Below are 21,410 nucleotides of genomic sequence, written 5' to 3'. Positions count from 1 at the left end.
CTTTCCCCCTTACATAGTCCAAATCAACACAACCACTAAGGTGATCAGCATATACGCTAAATAGGTGTGAATACTGCCGGTTTGCAGGATGCGAATTCGTTCCGCACACTGCAAAAGCAACTTCATGGCAGGCCGATAGAACACTTCCTCCGTCATCTCGCGGGTTCGGCCACGATAGTGCAGGGACTGTAACACATAGGGGGTTTCCCCAAACTTTTTATCAATGATGGGGCGAAAGGCCAAAACCTTTTTCATGACTATCCGCAAAGGCATAGTTATCCCTAAGCCCGTGTATTGCATACGAGGGGTTAAAGGCATACCACAATTCCAGGTCCCTGCTACCCTCTTGCGCTTTCTTGCGGATAACTGATAGAGTGTTACGGAAAAAAGGCCTAAAAGCAAGATGTAAGGGGTGATCAGGTTAAAGAAATCTGCCCAAAGCGGCAGAGCTAAACCGGCGGTGAGTGGAGAATCGCTTGTGTCTTTTAACACGTAAATGGGAACACTGATTAGTTTCCAAAGGCCTTGAGGATACAGCGTTGCCAGGAGGGTCAACATCATGGCTACTCCCATAGATACCGTCTGAAGCCAAGGCAGCTCCTGGGCATTTGCAGCATTTGCCGACCGAGCCTGTCCCAGGAAGGCTCCGGCAAACCACTTCACCATCGTTGCCAGGGCTAAGGCAGAAATAAACGCCAACGCCGCCAGACTTAAGGGCAGGGCCAGCTTGAACAATCCCCCTTCCACTTGAACGGAAGTTTTCCATAAGGCGTGAAATAACAACCATTCACCCCAAAAACCTCCCAAGGGTGGAAGTGCGGAAAGCCCCACAGCGCCAACCATTGCCCACAAGCCCGTCCTGGGCATTCTCTTAAGTAAACCGCCCATATGGTCAAGTTTTTTTGTATGTGTTGCCTGGATGATATTTCCCGCGGCCATAAACAAGCCCGACTTAAAAAGGAGGTGATGAATCCCATGCCAGAAGAAGGCTGCCAAGGCAAGGACCACCAGGTCCGAATAGCCCAGGGTCCGGGCAATCATGGCCGTCCCTAAAGCCATCGTAAGAATACCCATATTCTCTACTGTAGAATAAGCCAGCAGACGCTTTACGTCCTGTTCTACACAGGCATAGAGAATTCCGATAAAAGCAGAGAGCACTCCGAGTGCCAGCATTAACCCGCCCCACCATAGCTCCATGGGTGCCAGGGTCAACCACACCCATCTCATCATCATATAGAGAGCAATTTTGACCATCACCCCGGACATTAATGCGGACACTGGAGAAGGGGCAACGGGATGAGCATAGGGCAGCCAGATATGAAAAGGCACCAATCCTGCCTTCGTGCCAAAACCAATCAGAAAGCAGAGAAAAAGACCGTTCTTTTCCCCCAGACTTAGAGTCGGGGTTATGGCAGCCCAATCCCCATAGAGAAAACTTCCGGCCTTACTGTAAAGAAACAGGACCGCCGCAATCAAAAAAACTGTTCCCACATGGGTCATGACAAAATAAATGAACGCCGCTGTGCGATTGGAACTCTCTTCGTGTTCATATATTACCAGCAAGAAGGAAAAAAGGGACATGAGTTCCCAAAGAAAAAGAAAATAGAAGCCATTATTGACGATTAAAACCCCAGCCATACTCACCAGAAAAGCTGCCCAGGATAAGGAAAAGGAGAGGAGAGAACGCTTCCCCTCATACTCTTTCATATAGCCCAGACCATAGAGAGATGCAATACCCTGCCCAAGCAAGAGCACTAAAAGGAAAAAGGCTGTCAATCCATCGAAAGAAAAGCCATCCCCATGCCATTGACCTGAAAAGTTGTCCATATGGAAATTCCAACCCAGAAAGAGAATACCAAAGACTGCTATCATCAAGGATAGACCCATGGTTCCTACCCGAATACCCCGCTCTATGTTTACCATCACAACCTCATTCCTTCCAGCATAAAAATAATTGTACTACAACACAAACAACTTCTAAGGTTGGACAAGTTGCCTATAAGTAATTGTTATATAACACGCACCTCCTAATCTTACCCCTTTTCCATCTCAACACACAAGTAGCGAAAGCTTGCATTTTCCTGCTTATTCCCCCTGATCCATAGCTCCTGCGTAATTGAGCCGTCATTCCACTCCCTAGCCTTCTAAATCAAGCTTAAACCCGCAAATTCATTTTATTGCGCAAAAAGACACACCCGAAAACGTGGGTGTGTTTTCTGCCTATTCAGATGACTCATTAATACCGGGCAAAGAGCTCTGCCATTACCTGGTGTCCCGCCAGATTAGGATGGATATGGTCGGAGCTGAGAAGCAGCATTTCCTGGCCGCTAAATGCCTTGGCAACCGGCACCACGATTCCTCCGTATTGTCTGGCCATTTGCGTGACACTATGATTGGCATGTTTGAGCAAAGTATAAGCAAAAAGATTGGTTTGCTTATCCATAGGGGGTAAGGGATTATAGATACTGGCTATCTTGAGCACGGTTAATGAATTAACCCTTCTTATCTTATCCCCCAATAACATAAGATTTTGTTGGAAATCCCGCAAAGTCAGCTCAGGGTTGACCCATTGGCCTAAAGCTAAACCCTTGCCGAGGGCGAGCAGATCGTTTGAGCCAATGGTCACCGTAATGACTCTGGCCTGCATAATTAAACGCTGTACGTGGGGCTGTTCGACCATATCAACCAGTTGGCTGCTTGTCAGACCATTAACCCCCAGATTCTCATAGCCTAGATTCGGAAAACAGGACAGCAAGGTTGAATAATACAGGGTAGCAAACGAACGATTGAGCCCCACCCCATAACCTGTCGTTAATGAATCACCTAAGGCCAGATAGATACCATGCATAGGGCTTGCTACCACCTTTCAATGTGCTCCTTACATAAATTATGCACCAAGCACCCGATGTGGTAATCAATTACTCCTGAGCCACGTTCACCCAATCTGTTGCCACAAGCTCTGCCAATTCCGCGACGGTCAGCTTTACAGCCGCATCAGGAGCGCCTGCAGCCGGATAGACTACAGCGTACTCCTTTAATGATTGATCCAAATAAACGGGAATTTCCTGTCTTAAGCCAAAAGGACAGACCCCTCCCACCGGATGCCCGGTCATCGCCAATACCTGCTCAACCGCAGGCATTTTGGGCTTCCCTTTGAAGATATCCTTAAACTTCCGGTTATCCAGCCTCTTATCCCCGGCCATAAGCACCATGACAAAATCATCATGAACCTGCAGCAGGAGAGATTTGGCAATTTCCCCCGGGGTAACACCCAAGGATTCGGCAGCTTTCACAACAGTACTGATATCTTTAAATTTCAGAATAGGTACTTCCATTTCTTTACTATGAAAAAATTCCTTCACCGTTTCGATTGACATAATGACCTCCTTAACATGTTAAAAGCCTGATTGCTAAACTATGCAATCAGGCTTTTAGTGAGCTAAGATCCTAGAAGTTCACGCACGATCTGGTTAACCAGTTTGCCGTCAGCGCGTCCTTTTGTCTTCGGAGTAATTTTGCCCATGACTTTCCCCAAGTCTTTCGGTCCTTGAGCACCGACTTCGGTAATCGTCTCTTGGGCTAACTGACGTATCTCCCCTTCAGAAAGCTGCTGAGGAAGGTATTCCATGAGAACGGAGATTTCCTTTTCCAGGGCTTTCACTGTATCGGGGCGATTCGCCTTAGAAAACTCTTCGATCGAATCACGACGCATTTTAACTTCTTTAGCTAAGACTTCGATGACTTGCTCATCGTTAAATTCAACTTGCTTATCTATTTCAGCATTTTTAATGGCGGCCCGAGCCATGCGGATGACGGAAAGTCTGACCTTCCCCTCCTCTTTGGCCTTCATGGCAACCTTCATATCCTCAACGAGGCGTTCTTTCAGAGACAATTCAGTGCAACTCCTTATTTGAACTTACGTTTACGCGCAGCTTCGGATTTTTTCTTCCGCTTAACACTAGGCTTTTCATAATGCTCATGTTTACGAGCCTCTGATAATACGCCTGCACGCTGACAAGTACGCTTGAACCGGCGGAGTGCGCTATCCAGGGATTCGTTTTTACCGACTTTAATTTCGCTCATTATCTTATCCCTCCCTCCACTGGATCATGTACAGATATACTAGATAATTATACTGGATGAGATGGAGTGCGTCAAGTTCTGAAAGCTTCTCAACAGATTTTTACACCCAAAGGCTGTCCGCCAATCACGTGGAAATGCAAATGCTTCACCACCTGACCTCCATCGTCACCACAATTGTTGACCACACGATAACCTGAATCAGCGATACCCAACTCTTGAGCCAGTTTTTTAGCCACTATCAAAATGTGCCCTAACCAAGCTTCATCCGTGACATCGATGTCATTGAGGCTTTCCCTATGTTTTTTGGGAACCACAAGCAGATGTACCGGGGCTACAGGATTAATATCCTTAAAAGCCAACACATGCTCATCCTCGAAAATAACCTGACTGGGAATTTCTTTATTGATTATTTTGCAAAAGATGCATTCCGACATAAAAACCCTCCCTCTATGTTATATGCAAAAAGCTCACTGTTCGCTAATCTTCAGAGAAACTTGAAGCCCAATGAATAGGATGGATGAGAAAATAAAACGGTCCTTTATTATCCTCTAACTGCGGATAGGGAAACGGTTCCCAGATGCCGCCCACATCACTGGCATAAGTGAACTTTTCTATGATCGCTCCATAAGCTGTGCCGATGATGCCATAGTCCAAAGGATTTTCTCCTTCCATAACTGCCTGAAAATTGGTAAGTTTCAGCTGCCTGTTCTCTTCCGCTCCATGGGAGGCGATGGTATAGATATCCCCATAGAGTCGTTCGAATTCAGCTATTTCAAATTTCAGGCGTCTCCTCAGCTCCTGCCGGACAGCGGGAGTTACTTCATCGGCTGATTTTAAGCCCATCTCCTGGGCGTAGAAAGCCAACGTCTCATAGTGCAGCCCCACTTCATGCCCCATGGCCTTCACTTTCCGGATCACTTCCGGATCAGCAGTGCGCCACCGGAAATAGTAGGTGCTTTTGACTCCCCGGGTCTGTTCTATTTCTGCCATTTTTAAGGCATAATCCGCCACTTCATCCACATCATGCCTTAGGATAAGGGTTTTATCCGTTATGGGAACATGGTTATAGTAATCCATTACTCTTATGGGGGTATAACCGAGACGAAGAATCTCGTCCAGGTAATCCTGATAATGATGTTCATCCACTGGCAAGGTGACCTGTTTATCCTTAGGATACTCGTTGGTCAGCTTCAGATGCCGGATCGAGCCCATATATCCGGGAGGTTTAGCTACAATTTCATATTTACCGGGAAAAAGACGCTTATTCAAGGGCGATTTCCCCACATAACTGCCATTGATATAGATGGGTATTTTCCGAATCCGGTCAGTATCGATATGAAGCTTTATACTGTCCCCAGTCTTTTCGATGGTCATTTCGCCCTTGGCTTTATTCCAGGTTGCAACTTTCCCTCCAGATTCAACCATAGTTACGAAAGGGGGAATGGTGTGCCGGTTGAATACCAGATGGGGCGCGGGAAAGGTCACTGGAGGCATCATCAAAAAAGCGCCCAAGCCCAGTAAGATAACGAGAACTAATAGAAAACCTGTAATTTTCCACCGTCTTGCCTTAAAAAACCGTTCTTTTGAAAAAGGGCTGTCTTTTTTCATGTGGTTTTCCCCCCAAAAACTTGGCTAACCCTATAAAGTTATCCATTAAGCCGCACATGGTTTTTTTCCAGTACGCACTCTACCAATTCGCCGCCTTCCCAGGGTTTTCCTTCACGGGGAGGCAAGTGCACTTGAATATAGTTCCCCGTATGGCCTGCAGCTACTCCTTCCGGACTGACCCGCTCGATCAAGACTTCCACCCTCTGCCCGATAAATCTGCGGACATAGTCTTCCTGGCTCTTCCTGGCCACTTCCAGGAGAGCTTTGACACGTACCTCTTTGATTTTATTGGGGATCTGCTCAGGATACTTGGCAGCGGGAGTTCCTTCGCGCTTGGAATAAGGAAAGACATGAATTCCGGAAAAGCCGCAGGAACGAACTGTCTCCAGCGTCTCCTGAAAATTTTGCTCCGTCTCCCCCGGAAAACCTACGATCACGTCCGTGGTAATGGCAATCCCCGGCTGTAGACTCGTTAAGCGTTGCATGAGCTCTTTGAACGCCTTTACGGTATAAGGTCTTTTCATGCGAGTTAAAATGGCATCACTGCCACATTGCAAAGGAATATGAAGGTGGGGGCAGACCGCAGGATAATTGATGATCACATCGATCAGCTCAGGGATAAATTCCATAGGTTCAATAGAACTCAAGCGCAAACGGTGCAGCCCTTTAATCTGAGCAAGCACCTTGACCAGCCGGGCCAAATCCCAATCCTCTCCCAGATCCTCTCCATAAGATCCTGTATGGATTCCTGTTAATACGATCTCCTTATAACCCGCTGCAACCAGCTTTTCCGCCTCCGTGACGGCATTCTCAGGAATTCTGCTTCTAACCGGTCCCCGGGCATAAGGGATAATACAATAGGTGCAAAATTGATTACACCCCTCCTGTATTTTTAACGTCGCCCTTGTCCGGCTTTCCTCTTCGATCAAAGGCAGTTCTTCAAAGGTTTTTGCATCCCAGATGGCACGAACACTGCTCTTCGGCTGCTGGTCCTGCTTCACTTGGTCGATCAGCTCCAGGATTTTTCCCCGATCCTGAGTTCCCAGGACCAGGTCAACCCCTTCAATTTCGAGAATCTCTCCCGGAGCGGTCTGCGCATAACACCCCATAACCACCACGAAAGCATCAGGATGAGCCTTGACCATACGCCGGATGGTTTGCCGGGACTTAGCATCTCCTGTATTGGTCACGGTGCATGTATTGACCACCACCACATCCGCCTTCTCCGTGGAAGACACCACATGATAGCCATTATTTCGAAACAGCTGCCCTAAGGCCTCACTCTCGGTCTGATTCACTTTGCACCCAAGGGTAACAAAACACACCGACGCTGGATTTTTTTGCTGTAATGTACTCATAGTCACCCCCGCAGGTCATTGTATTCAGCCCAAATCACCATAATGCCCTAACACCAAGGCCAAAGAGGCAAGGGCCGCCGTCTCTGCCCGGAGGATACGCGGGCCCAGGGAGATGCTTTGGGCTTTGAGATGTTCCTGAGCCCAAAGAACCTCCCCTTCCTCGAAGCCCCCTTCCGGGCCGATAATCAGTGCGATCGGCTCTTGTGAGCTGAAGTCCTTCAGCACCGAGGAGAGGGTCCTGGTTTTCTCGTTTTCATAAGGAATAAGCCACTGGGTAGTTAACGGAAGCAGAGCCTTTAGCCCCTGCCAATCTGTTACAGAAAAAATCTGCGGTTCCCGGACCCGGTGGGATTGCTTAGCCGCCTCACCGGAGATTTTTTGCCAGCGTTCCACCCGGTCTGCAGCTTTGCTCCCTTCCAGCTTCATCACGGCCCGTTTGGTGCGCAGGGGGATTAAACCCGCCATTCCCAATTCCGTTCCCTTTTGGATGACCCACTCCATCTTTTCCCCTTTCGAGAGGCCGGCTGCCAGATAGATCCGGGTAACGGCTTCTACTTCCGGGTAATCCTGCTCCAGGATGCCGCAGGTTACGCTTTGGTCTTCTATTTTATTAACGACTGCCTTGTACTCCGCCCCTGTGTTGTCAAAGCCGATGATCCGGTCACCCACCGCAAGACGCAGGACCCGGACAAGATGGTCTCTTTCCGGTCCCTTAAGCCAGAAGACATGGCTCCCCAGTTCGGAGATTTTAAAGCGATGCACGTTGCCACCTCGCCCGCAAGAGGACCCAGCCTGAATCTTCCTTCTTCTCCTGGACTTCCAACCCATGCTCGCCCAATCCTGCTTCCACATCGCAAGAACGGTGTCCGATAATCCCCGAAGCGAGGAATTCTCCATCCTCTTTCATGATGCGCTTTAAGTCAGGGATCAGCATCAGAATGACATCGGCAATGATATTGGCTACTACTAAATCAGCCTGTCCCTGCAATACTGTTCCTAAATCTCCTTGCCGGACACTGATCCGGTCAGCTACCTGATTGAGCTCCACGTTCTCCTGGGCTACTTTTACGGCAACGGAGTCCAAATCGATGGCCTCTACTTGAGCGCCTAATTTTGCTGCGGCAATAGCCAGAATCCCTGAGCCTGTTCCCAAATCAAAGACCCGCATATCCGGCTTCACCGTCTCCTCCAGGGTCTCCAAACACAAGGAGGTGGTGGCATGAGTTCCCGTACCAAAAGCCATTCCGGGATCCAGCTCCAGGATAATATCCTCAGGCTGAGGGGTTACCTCTTCCCAAGAGGGCTTGATCAAAAAACGCCGGCCAACCCGCACGGGCTTAAAATAAGCTTTCCAAGAGGTGGCCCAGTCTTCTTCCTGCACAGTCAGGCCTTTCACTTGGAGAACCCACTCCGGAAAGCGCTGAAGCAATTCCTTCAGCCCTTCGTCAAGCTGACGGAGCTTGGGCTGGAGTTCGTGATCTTCACAGATATATCCTTTGACCACAGAAGTTCCGGTCAAGGCAATCTCCCCAAAATCATGGTAATCCCAATTCCCGGATTCCACATAACTTTGGAGAAGCTCCGGATCTTCCACACTCACCCCAGGGCAGCCCAGTTGATAAAAAAGATCGGCAACAGCTTCTTCTCCTGCCGATGAAACAGTTACCGCAATTTCACGCCAATTCATGCTTAGCTCCTTTTGAATCACTATAGATCGATAGCGTCCCGGATATTTTCTTTGACCTTCTCGAAGAAGGATTTTTTGCCCATCTGCTGCTGGTCGCTGGTGACTTCCCCGAACTCACGCAGCAACTCCTTTTGGCGATCGGTGAGTTTAGTCGGAGTAGCCACGACCACTCTCACATGCTGATCCCCTCTCCCGTTGCCACGGCGGTAAGGAATGCCATGACCCCTCAGCCGGAACACCGTAGCGGTCTGGGTGCCTTCGGGTATCTTCATTTTGACTTTGCCATCCAAGGTCGGAACATCGATCTCCGACCCAAGGGCGGCCTGTACAAAGGTTATGGGCATCTCGCAGTAGACGTCGTTCCCTTCTCTTTCAAAGAATTTATGGGGTTTCACATTGAGAACCACATAAAGGTCTCCTGATGGGCCTCCCCGCAACCCCGCCTCCCCATTGCCGCTGAAACGAAGGTTAAGACCATCCTCTGATCCTGGGGGGACAGTGACTTTAATGGTTTTGACTTTCCGGGTTGTTCCCTTGCCACTGCATTCCTTACACGGAGAAGATATAAATTGACCTGAGCCATTGCAGGCGGGGCAAGTTCTTGCTGTTTGAATCGCACCAAAGGGAGTCCGTTGGGTAGCTTTAATCTGCCCTGTTCCGTGACATTGTGAACAGGTGGTAGGATGAGTGCCGGGGGCTGAACCGGAGCCATGGCATTCCGTACAGGTCTCTTGACGTGGAACCTGAATCTCTTTCTCGGTACCAAAGGCAGCCTCTTCGAAAGTAATGGTTAAGTCATAGCGAAGGTCATTTCCCCGAGTGGGACCCTGCCGCCGCTGACCACCGCCACCGCCGCCGCCAAAAAACATATCGAAGATATCCCCAAAGCCGCCGAAATCTCCGCCAAAACCCTGTTGGTTGGGATCGAAGGCGGAATGGCCCATTTGATCGTAGCGGGCACGTTTTTCAGTATCGCTTAAAACATCATAGGCTTCAGTTGCCTCTTTGAATTTTTCTTCCGCTTCTTTATCTCCTGGGTTCACATCAGGATGATATTGGCGGGCCAGTTTTCGATAGGCCTTTTTGATTTCTTGTTCGTCTGAGCTTTTAGAGACACCGAGTACTTCATAATAATCCCGTTTCATGTTATTCCTCCATCACTCCTGATTCTCCCTCCTGAAGCCTTATCAGCCTTCAGCACATGATGATTGGGCACAGGGGAAAACCCCTGTACCCAATTCTTTCCTTCACTCCGATTATTTTTGATCCTTATCTACTTCAGTATATTCGGCATCCACCACATTGTCATCCGCTTGGGCGCTGCCTGCTCCGGGGTCTGCTCCCATGTCCGGTCCCGGTGCTGCTCCGCCGGTTTGCTGATACATCTTCTCGATGATGGGATAGAGGACCTTGGTTACCCCTTCGGTCTTTTCTTTGATCAGCTCGATATTTTCCCCAGCAGCTGCGGTCTTTAATTCTTCAAGGGCTTTCTTGATAGGCTCTGCTTCATTGTCGGGGATCTTGCCTTCAAAATCCTTCAGGGTCTTTTCAGTTTGGTAGACCATAGAGTCTGCCTGGTTCTTGGCGTCAATCAATTCTTTGCGCTTTTTATCTTCATCGGCATGAGCTTCAGCATCTTTTTTCATTTTCTCGATTTCTTCCTGGCTTAAGCCTGTGGAAGCGGTAATGGTAACCTTTTGTTCATTACCTGTCGCCATATCCTTAGCGGAAACATGGACGATACCATTGGCATCAATATCGAATTTAACTTCGATTTGAGGGATACCACGGGGAGCGGGGGGGATTCCGGAAAGTTGGAACCGGCCTAAGGTTTTGTTATAGGCTGCCATTTCACGCTCTCCTTGGAGGACGTGGATATCCACAGAAGTTTGGCTGTCTGCTGCAGTAGAGAAAACCTGACTCTTCGTGGTGGGAACGGTGGTATTGCGATCGATAATCCGGGTAAAGACACCACCCAGGGTTTCAATACCCAAGGACAGAGGAGTAACGTCCACAAGGATGATATCCTTCACTTCCCCAGCCAGAACTCCGCCTTGAATGGCAGCACCCAGGGCTACTACTTCATCCGGATTGACACCTTTATGGGGCTCCTTGCCGCTCAGCTTTTTGATAGCTTCCTGTACGGCAGGAATCCGGGTCGATCCACCTACAAGAATGACTTGATTCACTTCGTTCCAAGAGAGTTTAGCATCGGCTAAAGCCTGACGGGTAGGTCCAAGGGTAGCCTCAACCAAATCCGCAGTCAATTCCTCAAATTTAGCCCGTGTAATATTCATATCCAAGTGAGCCGGCCCTTCGCCAGTCATGGTGATAAAGGGCAGGTTCACATTGGTGGTGCTCACTCCGGAAAGCTCCACTTTGGCTTTCTCAGCTGCTTCTTTCAAGCGTTGGAGAGCAACACGGTCTTTAGCCAAATCCACACCTTGATCTTTTTTAAACTCAGCTACCATATAGTCAATCAGGCGTTGGTCAAAATCGTCCCCGCCCAGCTTATTGTTCCCGCTGGTGGCTTTAACCTCAACCATACCCTGGGAAAGCTCCAGGAGGGATACGTCGAAGGTTCCTCCGCCTAAGTCAAAGACCAGAACGGTTTGATCCTCTTGTTTGTCTAAACCATAGGCCAAAGCCGCCGCCGTAGGCTCATTGATAATCCGCTTAACTTCCAGACCAGCAATGGTTCCGGCATCTTTAGTTGCTTGCCGTTGGGCATCGGTGAAATAAGCCGGTACGGTAATGACGGCCTCAGTGACCGTCTGTCCCAGATAAGCTTCAGCGTCTGCTCTCAGTTTTTGCAGAATCATTGCCGAAATCTCCTGGGGAGAATAGCTTTTATCATCAATGTTCACTTTATAATCTGTTCCCATATGTCTCTTAATGGAGAGCACTGTTTTATCCGGATTAGAAACCGCCTGACGTTTAGCCACTTGACCGGCCAAGCGTTCACCGGTCTTGGAAAAACCAACCACAGAAGGAGTCGTCCGATTCCCTTCCGCATTGGTGATAACGACAGCCTCGCCGCCTTCCATAACTGCCACACAAGAGTTGGTGGTTCCTAAGTCAATGCCAATCACTTTACCCATGTTCACTATTTCCTCCTTATCGCACCTAGCGGGATACTTTGACCATGCTAGGACGTATTACTTTTTCTTTAAGATAATAACCTTTTTGAAGCTCCTCCACAACGGTGCTCTCCGGGTAGTCCTCTGAGTCCACTTGGAGGACGGCTTCATGTAGGTTGGGATCGAAGGGCTGCCCCACAGCCTCAATAGTGGCCAATCCTTCTTTGGCAAGAATACCTTGCATTTGTTTTAAAATCATCTCTACTCCTTGGGAAAAGGACTTCATATCTTGAGTGGTTTTGGAGGCTTCCACCGCCCGTTCAAAATTGTCCAATACAGGCAATAGCCCTTCTACAATACGTTCAGAGGCATATTTGGCGAAATCCTCTTTCTCCTTTTGGGTCCGTTTGCGATAGTTGTCAAACTCAGCCTGTAAGCGCTGGAGATGAGTATAGTACTCCTCTGCTTGGTTCTTGGTCTGGTCAAGTTCTGCCTGAAGGGTAAGCATTTTTTCTTCTAAAGAAATATCCTGCTCCGGAGAAGCTTCATTCCCCATTTCTTCCTCTTGGACAGCTTCGTCAAGAATCTCTTCCATCGTATCGTTTTCCCATTCGGTCTGACCCGATGGGGGGGTTTTCCCGCCCCAGTTCACCATTATTGAAACCACCTCTCCTAATTCCTTCGTCGCACAGTAAGAAGCTCAGTGAGCGTTCTTGTCATGTAATCCACCATGGACATAGCCTTCCCATAATCCATACGGGTAGGTCCAATCAAGCCGATCGTTCCCAAAGGTTCTCCATCAATCCAATAGGTCCCGGTAATAATACTGCAGTCCCGAAGTTCCTTCAGTTTATTTTCCCCACCGATGGTCACTGCCAAACCTTCTTTCTGAGAATGCAATACTTTGATGATCTGGGCTCCCTCTTCGAATATCTGGAAGAGGTTTCTGATCTTTTCCACATCCCGGAATTCAGGTTGGTTCAACATATTCAGGGTTCCACCCAGGTAGACTTTACTGGATTCTTCAGGGCTATTGCTCAGAACGGCGGAAAGAAGCTCTAGGGCATTGTCAATCAGGAAGCGTTGACGAGTCAGTTCGCTGTATATCTCATGAAGCATATCCCGTTTCACTTCTTCCATAGAATGCCCACGCATCTTATGGTTAAATACGTTGGCAATTCTCTGAAGCTCCTCGGCTGTTACATTTTCCCCAATCTCGACAATCTGATTCTCCACCACGCCATTTTCCTTGACGACCACCATGATGGCTTTGCCGGGTTCATACGGCAGAAAGTGCATCTGATTAAAGGCGCTCTTTCCCTTGTCCGGCCCGATGACGATACTGGTCAAATGGGTAAGTTCAGAAAGAAGCTTGCTGGAATGAGCAATGACTGTCTGAATCTCCGCAATTCTTTTCGTGGTCTCTTTTTCAATAACATCCTTGACGTCATCGGCAATACTGGATTTCTCCAGGAGACAGTCCACATAATACCGATAACCCGCATCCGAAGGAATGCGGCCTGCTGAAGTATGGGGCTGCTCAATGAGGCCCAACTCTTCCATATCGGACATTTCGTTACGAATGGTGGCCGGCGAGATGCCTAAATCAAATTTCCGGGCGATGGTCCGTGAACCGACAGGCTCAGCAGTACTGATATAATCCTGTACGATAGCCCGCAGGATCTTCTTTTTTCGCTCGTCCATCTGCATACACATAACCGCCTTTCCACCCTCGTTTTCCCCTTGTTAGCACTCGACCTTAATGAGTGCTAACGATTTATGATATAATAGTACCTCTCACTATTTATATTGTCAAGTATCAGACAAGGTAAAAAAATGGTTTGGAAGGATTATACAATGAGGCTTTGCTGAAATTTCAATGGCAAAACTTCGATAACCGAAGAAATTGAATTTGAATTCAATTTCTTCGGTTATCGAAACAAAAGACTGAGGGTTTCATGTGTATTTCCCGCATAGAGAAATTTACCCTGAGACTTACGCTCCCTGACGAAACAAGTTCAGCAAAAAACTATCTTCACTCGCTTAGTATTCCTTTAACGATCAGTCTGTGGGTTGGGTTGATCATGGGGTGGCAGGTAATGAGGGTTATTTCTCTGATATCCTTATTGCTGTTAAGCACGTGGATTTCCGTAGAGTCAACATATAATTTTTGGGTTACTTTGTAGGTATAGGTGTTCTTCTCATCGGTAACTTCCAACCGGTCCCCTACATTTATTTCATCTAACCTGTTGAATTGCCGGCCGTAGGTGTGGCTTCTATGGCCGGCTATGGCGTAGTTGCCCGGCTCACCCATTTTTCCGGTATTCTCCAGATGAGCTACCGATATATCCAGGTTCGCTTCGGTTACACCTTTGAGGATGGGTAACTCAAGGCTGATCTTCTCTGCCTTGAGCATTCCTTCCATCGTGTTTTGTATATAGCCTTGTCTGGATTTTTCTTCCAGAGCGACGTGCTCTTCCGGCAACTCTTCCGCCGGGCTGCTTTCTTCAGTATCCTGATCAGGAGCCGGGGAGAGCGAGAGAATCTCTTCCTCAGGGTCAGCGGATCGTTCTCCTTGATCCACAGCGGCAAGGGCTGCCTGCCATTCGCTGACCAGCTTTTTCTGCAAATAGGTGCTGCGCATTTCCGTCGCCTTGGGATAGGCCAGCAGGGCGATACCGACTACTATGAAAATGATGGAGATAATTTTCTTCGACATTTTTCTACCTACCTAAAATTTTGTGAAAAGAGGCAGAGTATCTGCTCCGCCTCTTAACCATCTATATCGTTCTTCTTCTCCCTAAATAAAGCCCCAGGGCAATGAACAGCATTCCCAGCATGTAATATCCTGAATTGCCGTTTTCACCGGTCTTCGGCAAGGTCCCTTTGCCGTCCACCGGGGTTTCGTCTGTACCTTGATTACCCCCTGCTGCCGGTGTCCCTGCCTCCTGTCTGTCTGACGGGTCGGTGGATGTTTGCAGATTTGCAGGATGCTGTGTTTCTACCGGTTTTTGGGTATCTATCGGCTTTTCAGAAATTTCCGGTGTGCCGGTTCCCGGGGTAGTTGGTGTTGGCCCGGGCACTGCCGGTTTTGTGTTTTCACCAGGGTCGGTCGGTGTTGGCGTAATATCTCCGCCGCCACTGCCACTGTCACTGTCGTCACTGCTGTCACTGTCGCCATCGCCACCGGAATCAAGGGGCTTCATGGCGAAATCATACTTGACTACATCAAAGTCAACCGAAATCGTGGGGCTGGTATACGTGTTATAACCGGTCTTGGTGCCTTTGATATAATAATCTGTTTCGGGGAAGACCATCCAGGCGTAGTTGCCATGGTCTTTGACACTTGGGTGATCATTAAATACGGTTGTAGAGGTACTCAGCTGGGGATTTTCATTCTCGTTGGGCGCAAAGCCCGGCAGTATGGGCAGAATTACCTTGGTATGAGGTGTTCTCCCCTTAGCCTTGTTTCGGGGAGTATCTGCGTAAAATAATTCTACGTCCACATCTTTCAAGATCTTACCGGTCTCACTGTCAGTAATTGTACCGTAGGGGTCGATCAGCTCTTCGTGAATGCTGATCTGCCCGTCAGTATTAAGCTGAACGACGATTTTACCCATGATCAGCTCTTGGCCCTCTACTTCCATGGTCATCACAAATTCATAAGTTTGACCTTTGGCCAATTCCTCGATGGTAAAAACACCAGTTTTCGGATCTACCTCAGCTTCTTTGCCGCCAGTGCCTTCTGCGGTTACTTGCCTGAGCACGATTTTTTCATCGGTGCCCCGGCCGGCGATCCGCTCCCTGCCGTCCTTATCCCTGGTGATAATGACCCCTGTAAAGGTTTCCTGGGCCGGGAATTCTTCGTCACCCTGAGCGGCGTTCACTTCGCCGGCTTCCGCTTTTTGCTTAAAGCTGACATCGACCGGTTCACCGTTGATGAGGATGAGTTTGGTGATTTCGACGTCGTATACCGTATCCCCTTTCGGAATAGGGATTTTGTATTTGCCGTCAGGGCCGGTGATGCACTCCCCTCTGAAGTCTATGATGCCGTCACCGTCGAAGTCCTTCGTGACCACAATTTTGGCTCCCGGGATAGTCTGGCCCGTTAGATTGTCTGTGACGACCCCGGTAATGGCTGACGGTTCAAAGGTGATCTTGATGGTATCTGTGGCGTAAATTCCTTTTTCCGGATCGGTCACGGTGGCCAGCACCGGAATCACCTGGGACTCGATGCCCTCGATTTTCTCGGAGCTGTAGAGGAGCCGGACTTCCCCATTCTCATCGGTCACTCCGGTCCGCTGGCCTTCCTGAGGGTTCTGGGGGTCGCCCAGGAAGGTGCCCACAGGTGCTTCAAACACGATTTCCACGCCGGCCACGGGATCACCCTTTTCATCGGTAATCCGAGCGGTCAGAACGGTCTCGGATTTGCCGTCACCGACGATGATGGGGGGATTGGCATTAAGGTCGATGGCATATTCCTTGACTACACTGTAGGTGTTGGTGATAGTGAGTCCATCCGGGGCAATGGTCTTGGTGTAGCCGACGGGGACTTTTACTTCATCTACTGTATAAATATAGCCGGTTGCCAAGCCGTTCCAGATGTGGCTGAGCTTACTGTCCGCCAGCTCCACCGGTTCGCCAAAGGCCGCACCGTTACGGTACAGCTGAAGCTGAATGGCCGGCCGGATACTCGGCCCTCCCTCCCAGATTTTGCTGCCGGTAATGGCTGTCTGAGGGGAGTGATAGGTGTTGGTAATAGTGAGTCCGTCTAGGGAGATGGATTTGCCGTAGTTGGGCGGGGTCTTCACTTCGTCGATGCGATATTGGTAATCGACCTTGTAGGGATCCGTTTTGTCTAAGTCCTTCCAAGTATAGGTCGTTGTTCCATTCGTCAAGGTCACAGGCTCGTCTAAAGGTTGGTTATTTTGATAAAGCTGCAATTGGATGTCCGGTTTGACTTCCGGCCCACCCTGCCAGACTTTGGTTCCTGTGATCTCGGTCTTGGCGGATACATAAATGTAGGTGTTGGTAACTGTTAGACCTGTCTCTTGTTTGTTATAGTCGCCTGGGTCGCCCGGTTTATAGTCATTTCCGTCGGCATCTACTTCTTGGACTAAATAGGTATAGTCTTTACCCTCAATATTTGTTTTGTCCATACCGCTCCAGACAGCTGTTGTCGTGCCGTTTGCCAGTTTTTTTATTTCCGCCCCCGGAGCTTCTGTTGCCCCATCCGCACCTATTTGGCGATATAATTTAAGCCAGATCGTGGGTTTTTTATCTGGAGCGTTTTCCCAGACCTTGGTTGCGGTAACGTCAATCTTTAGTTTTGTGTTAAGGACTTCTTCGGTTATAATATTGGCTTCATTGCTATTGTATTTCTTGTCAACCAGTATTTTCAGTGGCTCTGGCAATCCTTGATATCCTATGGGAGGTGTTGCTTCTCGAAGCTCATATTCCCTTAAGGGTAACCCACCTATGGTCAGCACGCCCTTATCCGTGGTGAATTCTTGATTATCGCCACCAAATTGCTGCCATAGCTCGTTGAGTTTATACCATAAGGTGAACTTAGCTTCATTGTTGGTGATAACCTTATTTTCTTCGACATCCTTTTTGGTGATCCTGATCGCACCTTTTTTCGGATCCAGCTGGCCACCGACATAGGAGAACTGCTTAGCGGTCAATTTTTGCGTTTCTAAGGGGGTTACGCTTATTTCGGTGCCTGTAAAGGTTACCTTATTGTTTAAATTATTAGCGTTTGTTGCTGTGACTACTGTTTTGTATTTGACAACGAAAGTAGCATCTACATCTTTTGTATACTTGATGGTCAGGACCGCTGGGCCGTCTGGTAATGTCGGCGGCTCAAGGGTATAGCCTGTAGTTTGTAGTTCTTCCTGGGTGCCTACCAGCTTATAGACTTTGAGGCTGCCATTTACATATGCCAGGCCTGCACTTATGGTATCGACAATCTTGGCCTCTTTGATTACTGATAAGCTTTCATTGATTTTTACTTCCCAGTCCAATTCATCCCCGGTATAAACATTGGTAACGGTCGGATCATTTTTCTCTTTTTTCAGGAATTTATTATAGTTGTTATAGCCAATAGTGGCAGTATAAGAAGATTCCTTCCCGCCAACATTAACTGTTGCCTTGTTTTTGTAGTTCACAGCTGATATATCCGGGACCGAAGTTAGGAATTGTATAACGTATCTTTCGTTTACCTCAAAGCCCTCTGCAAATTTTAGAGTGAATTCTTTGTCTTCATTAGGGGTTACCGTATACTTCTCACTCTCAAGTTCTGAGTCGTTCTTAATCGTGGTATTGCCATCGGATTTAACGTCATAGACTGAGATCTTGATGCTGCCTTGGTCAATAACTCCCTCATAATCTAAGGTGTCGGTTACTGAAATACCAGTTCCTAGCTTCTGCTTTTGATAGTTGATATACACCTGCCAGGCTATCGCACGCTTAGCACCGCTGACCCATTCGCCTTTCTTCATAATAGTGCCGTCTGAGTTAAGAGATACCAACTGCCCTTCTTTTTTACCGGTATTCCATGAGTCCGTGCGAACGGTAATTTCCGCGTTTTTTTCAACATTTATTCCTATGTTGCTTTTTGTTGTACCGGTAAATTGGGCTTTGTTTATATACTTTTCGTTCTCTCCTGTATGAGCTTCAATCCCTGCTTCGGGATCATAGGAAGTTTTATACTTAATGGTTATAACTTGATTTAAGGCCTTGTCATCATCTTTATACTTCTCAGCAAATTTGAGGATGAAGCCCTGGTTGTATCCACCGCCATTTGCCGCAAGAGTGTAATCTCCTTCCTCACCTGCAACTAGTGTTAAGCCGCCTAGTTCTACTGTAAATTTATCATTCGGCAATAGGATCAGCCCTTTATCAGGGAAGGTATCGGTGATTGTAAGCTCTTTTATCGGCTCTCTTTGGGGATCGACCACGAGCTTCCAAGAGATGGTCTTAGCATTATAATCTATTCCGTCAAAGGCCTTTGTATATGAGGTAGAAGGTACAACTATGGTTACTGGATTTAATATCCACTTCCCTCCTTCAATACCGGTGCCTGTCATTTTAGCCTGATTTGGAAAGTTGGGTTTACCAAGGTCCGTTACCGTTGTGGTGTATTGTATCCGGTAATGCTCGGTATTGATGTTGCCTAGCTTCATGGTAACTATTGTGGTGCCTTCATCGCTATCGCTTATGTCTATCTTGTCTTCACTTAATATGTTACTTACCGTGGCTGTGCCATCTGTTACCTGATAGGCTTTAATATTCTCCTTTGCAATGCTCAGGCCTGCCGGTAAAGTATCTACTATTTCGACATTGCTAAGCTGATGTTTGGCTTCATTGATCTCCAATTGCCAGGTAAGTTCTTTCTTTGTATAAGTTATATTGCCTATTTGCGTTTTTTCGATAATTGGCTTCCTGTCAATGCTTACCTCTTTCGTAGCAGTGCCAAATACTATCGTACCCGCAGTTCCACCCTTCAGCTCCGCTGTATTGGTAAATTTATTGTTCTCTTGGTAATTACCATCATTTATCTTCGTGTAGTCGATATCCGTTGAGAACTCAATCCTGTAGACATCGCCCGGCCCTATGCTGTCCAGCTCAATTGGAAATGTAGCAGAGCTTTTACCCGACTCTCCCTCAATCCAATTATCGCCGCTTTTAGTCAGCTTTTTTATCTTTATAGAGTCTTTCGTTAGAGTTAAGCCGTCAGGTAGTGCCTCAGCAACTTCAGCATTTTCTATCGTGCTGCCTGATTTATTGACATCGATTGTCCAATCTATTTTGCCTGTACCCTTATTGTAGCTGCCTCCCTTTTCTATAGGGTTGCTTCTTGTGAAGGTTACTGTCACACTTGCCGGTGAGTTTTTCTCATCATAGGCCAGAGAAGCTTCATTTTTGAACGACAGTTTCTTGTAATCTTCGATTGTGGTGGTATATTCAACTCTATAACCTTTGTAAGGAACTATCTCTGCAAAGGCTATTTTCAGCCCACTCGTTGTATCCTGTGTTGCCGAAACTACACCACCTTTATACAACCCGCCATCTTGGCCGACGGTTAAGGCATGCACCGTGACGCTATCTGCTTTCAATATCAAGCCTTCAGGTATCTCGTCCGTAAGTGCAGCATTACTTATTGCGCTACCACCCGAATTAGCCAGATCGATGGTCCAGGTGATACTCTTGGGATCTGTTGTGCTGTCGGGAGCGCCTCTTTTACTTATGTCACTTGCCGTTTTGGCCGGCTGGGCAATTATGGTAAGCGTCTTCTCTTCTAAACCGCTAAACTTAATCTCTTGCACCACATCTGTGCGAAATTTCTCCAGATTAAATTTCAAACCAAAGCCTACAGTACCGTTTATTACCTCACCCGACTCAATCTTTTCATTGAAGACAAATTTCAACTCACCGCCACTGGCGCTGTATTGACCAACTACAATTTTGCCGTCGCTTCCATCAGATACTTCAATATCCTTATTGTCCCATGTGGTGTGCGCAAAAATATCAGGCAATGAGGTTGTTGCCCAATCACCCTTTTTAGGCTCCTCACATTTGCTTGTGTCCCAGGTAAAGTTTATTCCTACCTCTGTGCCAGCATTGATCTCAATAACCTGGTTCTCCGCTATCTCTTTCCCATCTAGTGTAAGAGACTTAAACGTAAAAATATTCTTCAAATCCTTACCGGTGCTCGCCACTCTCAGCAGCCCCATGATCTTACCGACCAGGCCGGGGGTCTCCACCGCTCCGGGAAGGACGATGGTGCCGGTGAAAGTTTGGACCGCATATTCACCGAGGGCTTGAGGCTCCTCGGGTGCCGCAGGGGCTTGAGGTGCCGCGGGTTCCATCGTTTCAGGTTCAGCAGGTACTGCCGCTGGTTCTCCCGGTTCTGTCTCTTCCGCCGGTGCTGCAGGTTCAGTTGGTGTTGCCGGCGCCCCGGTGGCTTCTCCCTCTGGGGATTCTGCCGGGGCTTCAGGATTCGGGGCACTCTCCGGAACGGCACCTTCCTCCGCCGTCTCCGGCCCAGATTCCTCCGCCGTTACCGGCCCCTCCGGTTCTGCCGGCTTCTCCGGCTCTATGGACTCCTCCGGCTCTGCCGGGGCCGGGTCCACTTTCCCCTGCTCGTCGGCCGGACCAGCGTAAAGCTCCTGGTCGATGGTGACGGTCAATGCTCCTGCTGTGGTGACATGATAGCTGCCCAGCACTGTGCCGTCCGCCGCCCTGAGTTCAGCGCCTGCTGCTTCGTTCAGAGTAAATCCTCCCGCATAGGAATACACTGTTACCGGATCGTCCGGATCAATGGTAAATTCCCAGTCCAGATAGGCTGTGCCCTCAGCAATATTTTTGTCCACTATGCGAAAACTTTCCCCTCCGGTTGCGGCGAAGACCGGTGCTATCGGTCCTACTGCCTGCATAAGCATGGCCAGGATAACAAGAACAGCTATCCTAGCTTTACTTTTGCTTTTGCGAAAAAACACATATAGTTCCTCCTTTCAAATTTTTAGCTGCTTTTACTAAAACATTTCCTTAGCTATCTCACTCTCCTTCTTATTGAAGCTTCTTGAATTAGAC

16 protein-coding genes are annotated in these 21,410 nt (G+C 48.2%); all 16 read right to left on the bottom strand.

The genetic code is table 11. The features are described from left to right. Positions 1–9 precede the first annotated feature (9 nt). Positions 10–1,923, bottom strand: coding sequence for a proton-conducting transporter transmembrane domain-containing protein (locus BUA14_RS22790; protein WP_072774716.1), 1,914 nt, complete (start codon positions 1,921–1,923; stop codon positions 10–12). A 313-nt stretch (positions 1,924–2,236) separates the two neighbouring features. Continuing rightward, on the bottom strand, positions 2,237–2,863 hold the full coding sequence (locus tag BUA14_RS22785) for a GDSL-type esterase/lipase family protein (protein WP_178371779.1): 627 nt from the start codon (positions 2,861–2,863) through the stop codon (positions 2,237–2,239). 55 nt (positions 2,864–2,918) lie between these two features. Continuing rightward, entirely contained in the window at positions 2,919–3,377 is a 459-nt protein-coding gene (locus BUA14_RS22780) for a YbaK/EbsC family protein (RefSeq protein WP_072774714.1), read from the bottom strand. A gap of 62 nt (positions 3,378–3,439) precedes the next feature. Then, positions 3,440–3,892: a GatB/YqeY domain-containing protein gene (locus BUA14_RS22775; protein ID WP_011460866.1), complete on the bottom strand. Its 453-nt coding sequence runs from the start codon at positions 3,890–3,892 to the stop codon at positions 3,440–3,442. 14 nt (positions 3,893–3,906) lie between these two features. Continuing rightward, positions 3,907–4,083, bottom strand: a complete 177-nt coding sequence (gene rpsU / locus BUA14_RS22770) for a 30S ribosomal protein S21 (protein ID WP_005816464.1) — start codon at positions 4,081–4,083, stop codon at positions 3,907–3,909. Positions 4,084–4,172: 89 nt separating this feature from the next. Further along, positions 4,173–4,517 carry a histidine triad nucleotide-binding protein gene (locus BUA14_RS22765; RefSeq protein WP_072774713.1) on the bottom strand — a complete coding sequence of 115 codons (345 nt, stop codon included), beginning with the start codon at positions 4,515–4,517 and terminating at the stop codon, positions 4,173–4,175. Between the two features lie 43 nt (positions 4,518–4,560). Then, positions 4,561–5,691: a PEGA domain-containing protein gene (locus BUA14_RS22760; RefSeq protein WP_072774712.1), complete on the bottom strand. Its 1,131-nt coding sequence runs from the start codon at positions 5,689–5,691 to the stop codon at positions 4,561–4,563. 38 nt (positions 5,692–5,729) lie between these two features. Next, complete coding sequence (gene mtaB / locus BUA14_RS22755; RefSeq protein ID WP_072774711.1) at positions 5,730–7,049, bottom strand: tRNA (N(6)-L-threonylcarbamoyladenosine(37)-C(2))-methylthiotransferase MtaB; 1,320 nt, start codon at positions 7,047–7,049, stop codon at positions 5,730–5,732. 24 nt (positions 7,050–7,073) lie between these two features. Beyond that, a complete protein-coding gene (locus BUA14_RS22750; RefSeq protein WP_072774710.1) occupies positions 7,074–7,811 on the bottom strand; it encodes an RsmE family RNA methyltransferase in 738 nt (245 codons plus the stop codon). Next, positions 7,798–8,736: a 50S ribosomal protein L11 methyltransferase gene (prmA, locus tag BUA14_RS22745; RefSeq protein WP_072774709.1), complete on the bottom strand. Its 939-nt coding sequence runs from the start codon at positions 8,734–8,736 to the stop codon at positions 7,798–7,800. The genes BUA14_RS22750 and prmA overlap by 14 nt, the downstream gene beginning before the upstream one ends. Before the next feature lie 20 nt (positions 8,737–8,756). Further along, the gene (gene dnaJ, locus BUA14_RS22740) at positions 8,757–9,881 is read right to left on the bottom strand and encodes a molecular chaperone DnaJ (protein ID WP_072774708.1); all 1,125 of its coding nucleotides are present in this window, start codon (positions 9,879–9,881) and stop codon (positions 8,757–8,759) included. Positions 9,882–9,992: 111 nt separating this feature from the next. Further along, positions 9,993–11,837 carry a molecular chaperone DnaK gene (gene dnaK / locus BUA14_RS22735; RefSeq protein WP_072774707.1) on the bottom strand — a complete coding sequence of 615 codons (1,845 nt, stop codon included), beginning with the start codon at positions 11,835–11,837 and terminating at the stop codon, positions 9,993–9,995. Between the two features lie 25 nt (positions 11,838–11,862). Next, on the bottom strand, positions 11,863–12,471 hold the full coding sequence (gene grpE, locus BUA14_RS22730) for a nucleotide exchange factor GrpE (protein ID WP_072774706.1): 609 nt from the start codon (positions 12,469–12,471) through the stop codon (positions 11,863–11,865). Between the two features lie 17 nt (positions 12,472–12,488). Beyond that, positions 12,489–13,526: a heat-inducible transcriptional repressor HrcA gene (gene hrcA / locus BUA14_RS22725; RefSeq protein WP_072774705.1), complete on the bottom strand. Its 1,038-nt coding sequence runs from the start codon at positions 13,524–13,526 to the stop codon at positions 12,489–12,491. Between the two features lie 325 nt (positions 13,527–13,851). After that, positions 13,852–14,535: a class D sortase gene (locus BUA14_RS22720; protein WP_072774704.1), complete on the bottom strand. Its 684-nt coding sequence runs from the start codon at positions 14,533–14,535 to the stop codon at positions 13,852–13,854. A gap of 61 nt (positions 14,536–14,596) precedes the next feature. Continuing rightward, positions 14,597–21,316 (bottom strand): collagen binding domain-containing protein, encoded by a 6,720-nt coding sequence (locus BUA14_RS22715; protein ID WP_072774703.1) that lies wholly within the window; start codon positions 21,314–21,316, stop codon positions 14,597–14,599. Positions 21,317–21,410: the final 94 nt, after the last annotated feature.

The sequence above is a fragment of the Desulfitobacterium chlororespirans DSM 11544 genome (assembly GCF_900143285.1).
Taxonomy (GTDB): Bacteria; Bacillota; Desulfitobacteriia; order Desulfitobacteriales; family Desulfitobacteriaceae; genus Desulfitobacterium; species Desulfitobacterium chlororespirans.
The sequence above is the reverse complement of the archived record's forward strand: the minus strand, read 5'-3'. Positions and strand labels throughout refer to the sequence as shown.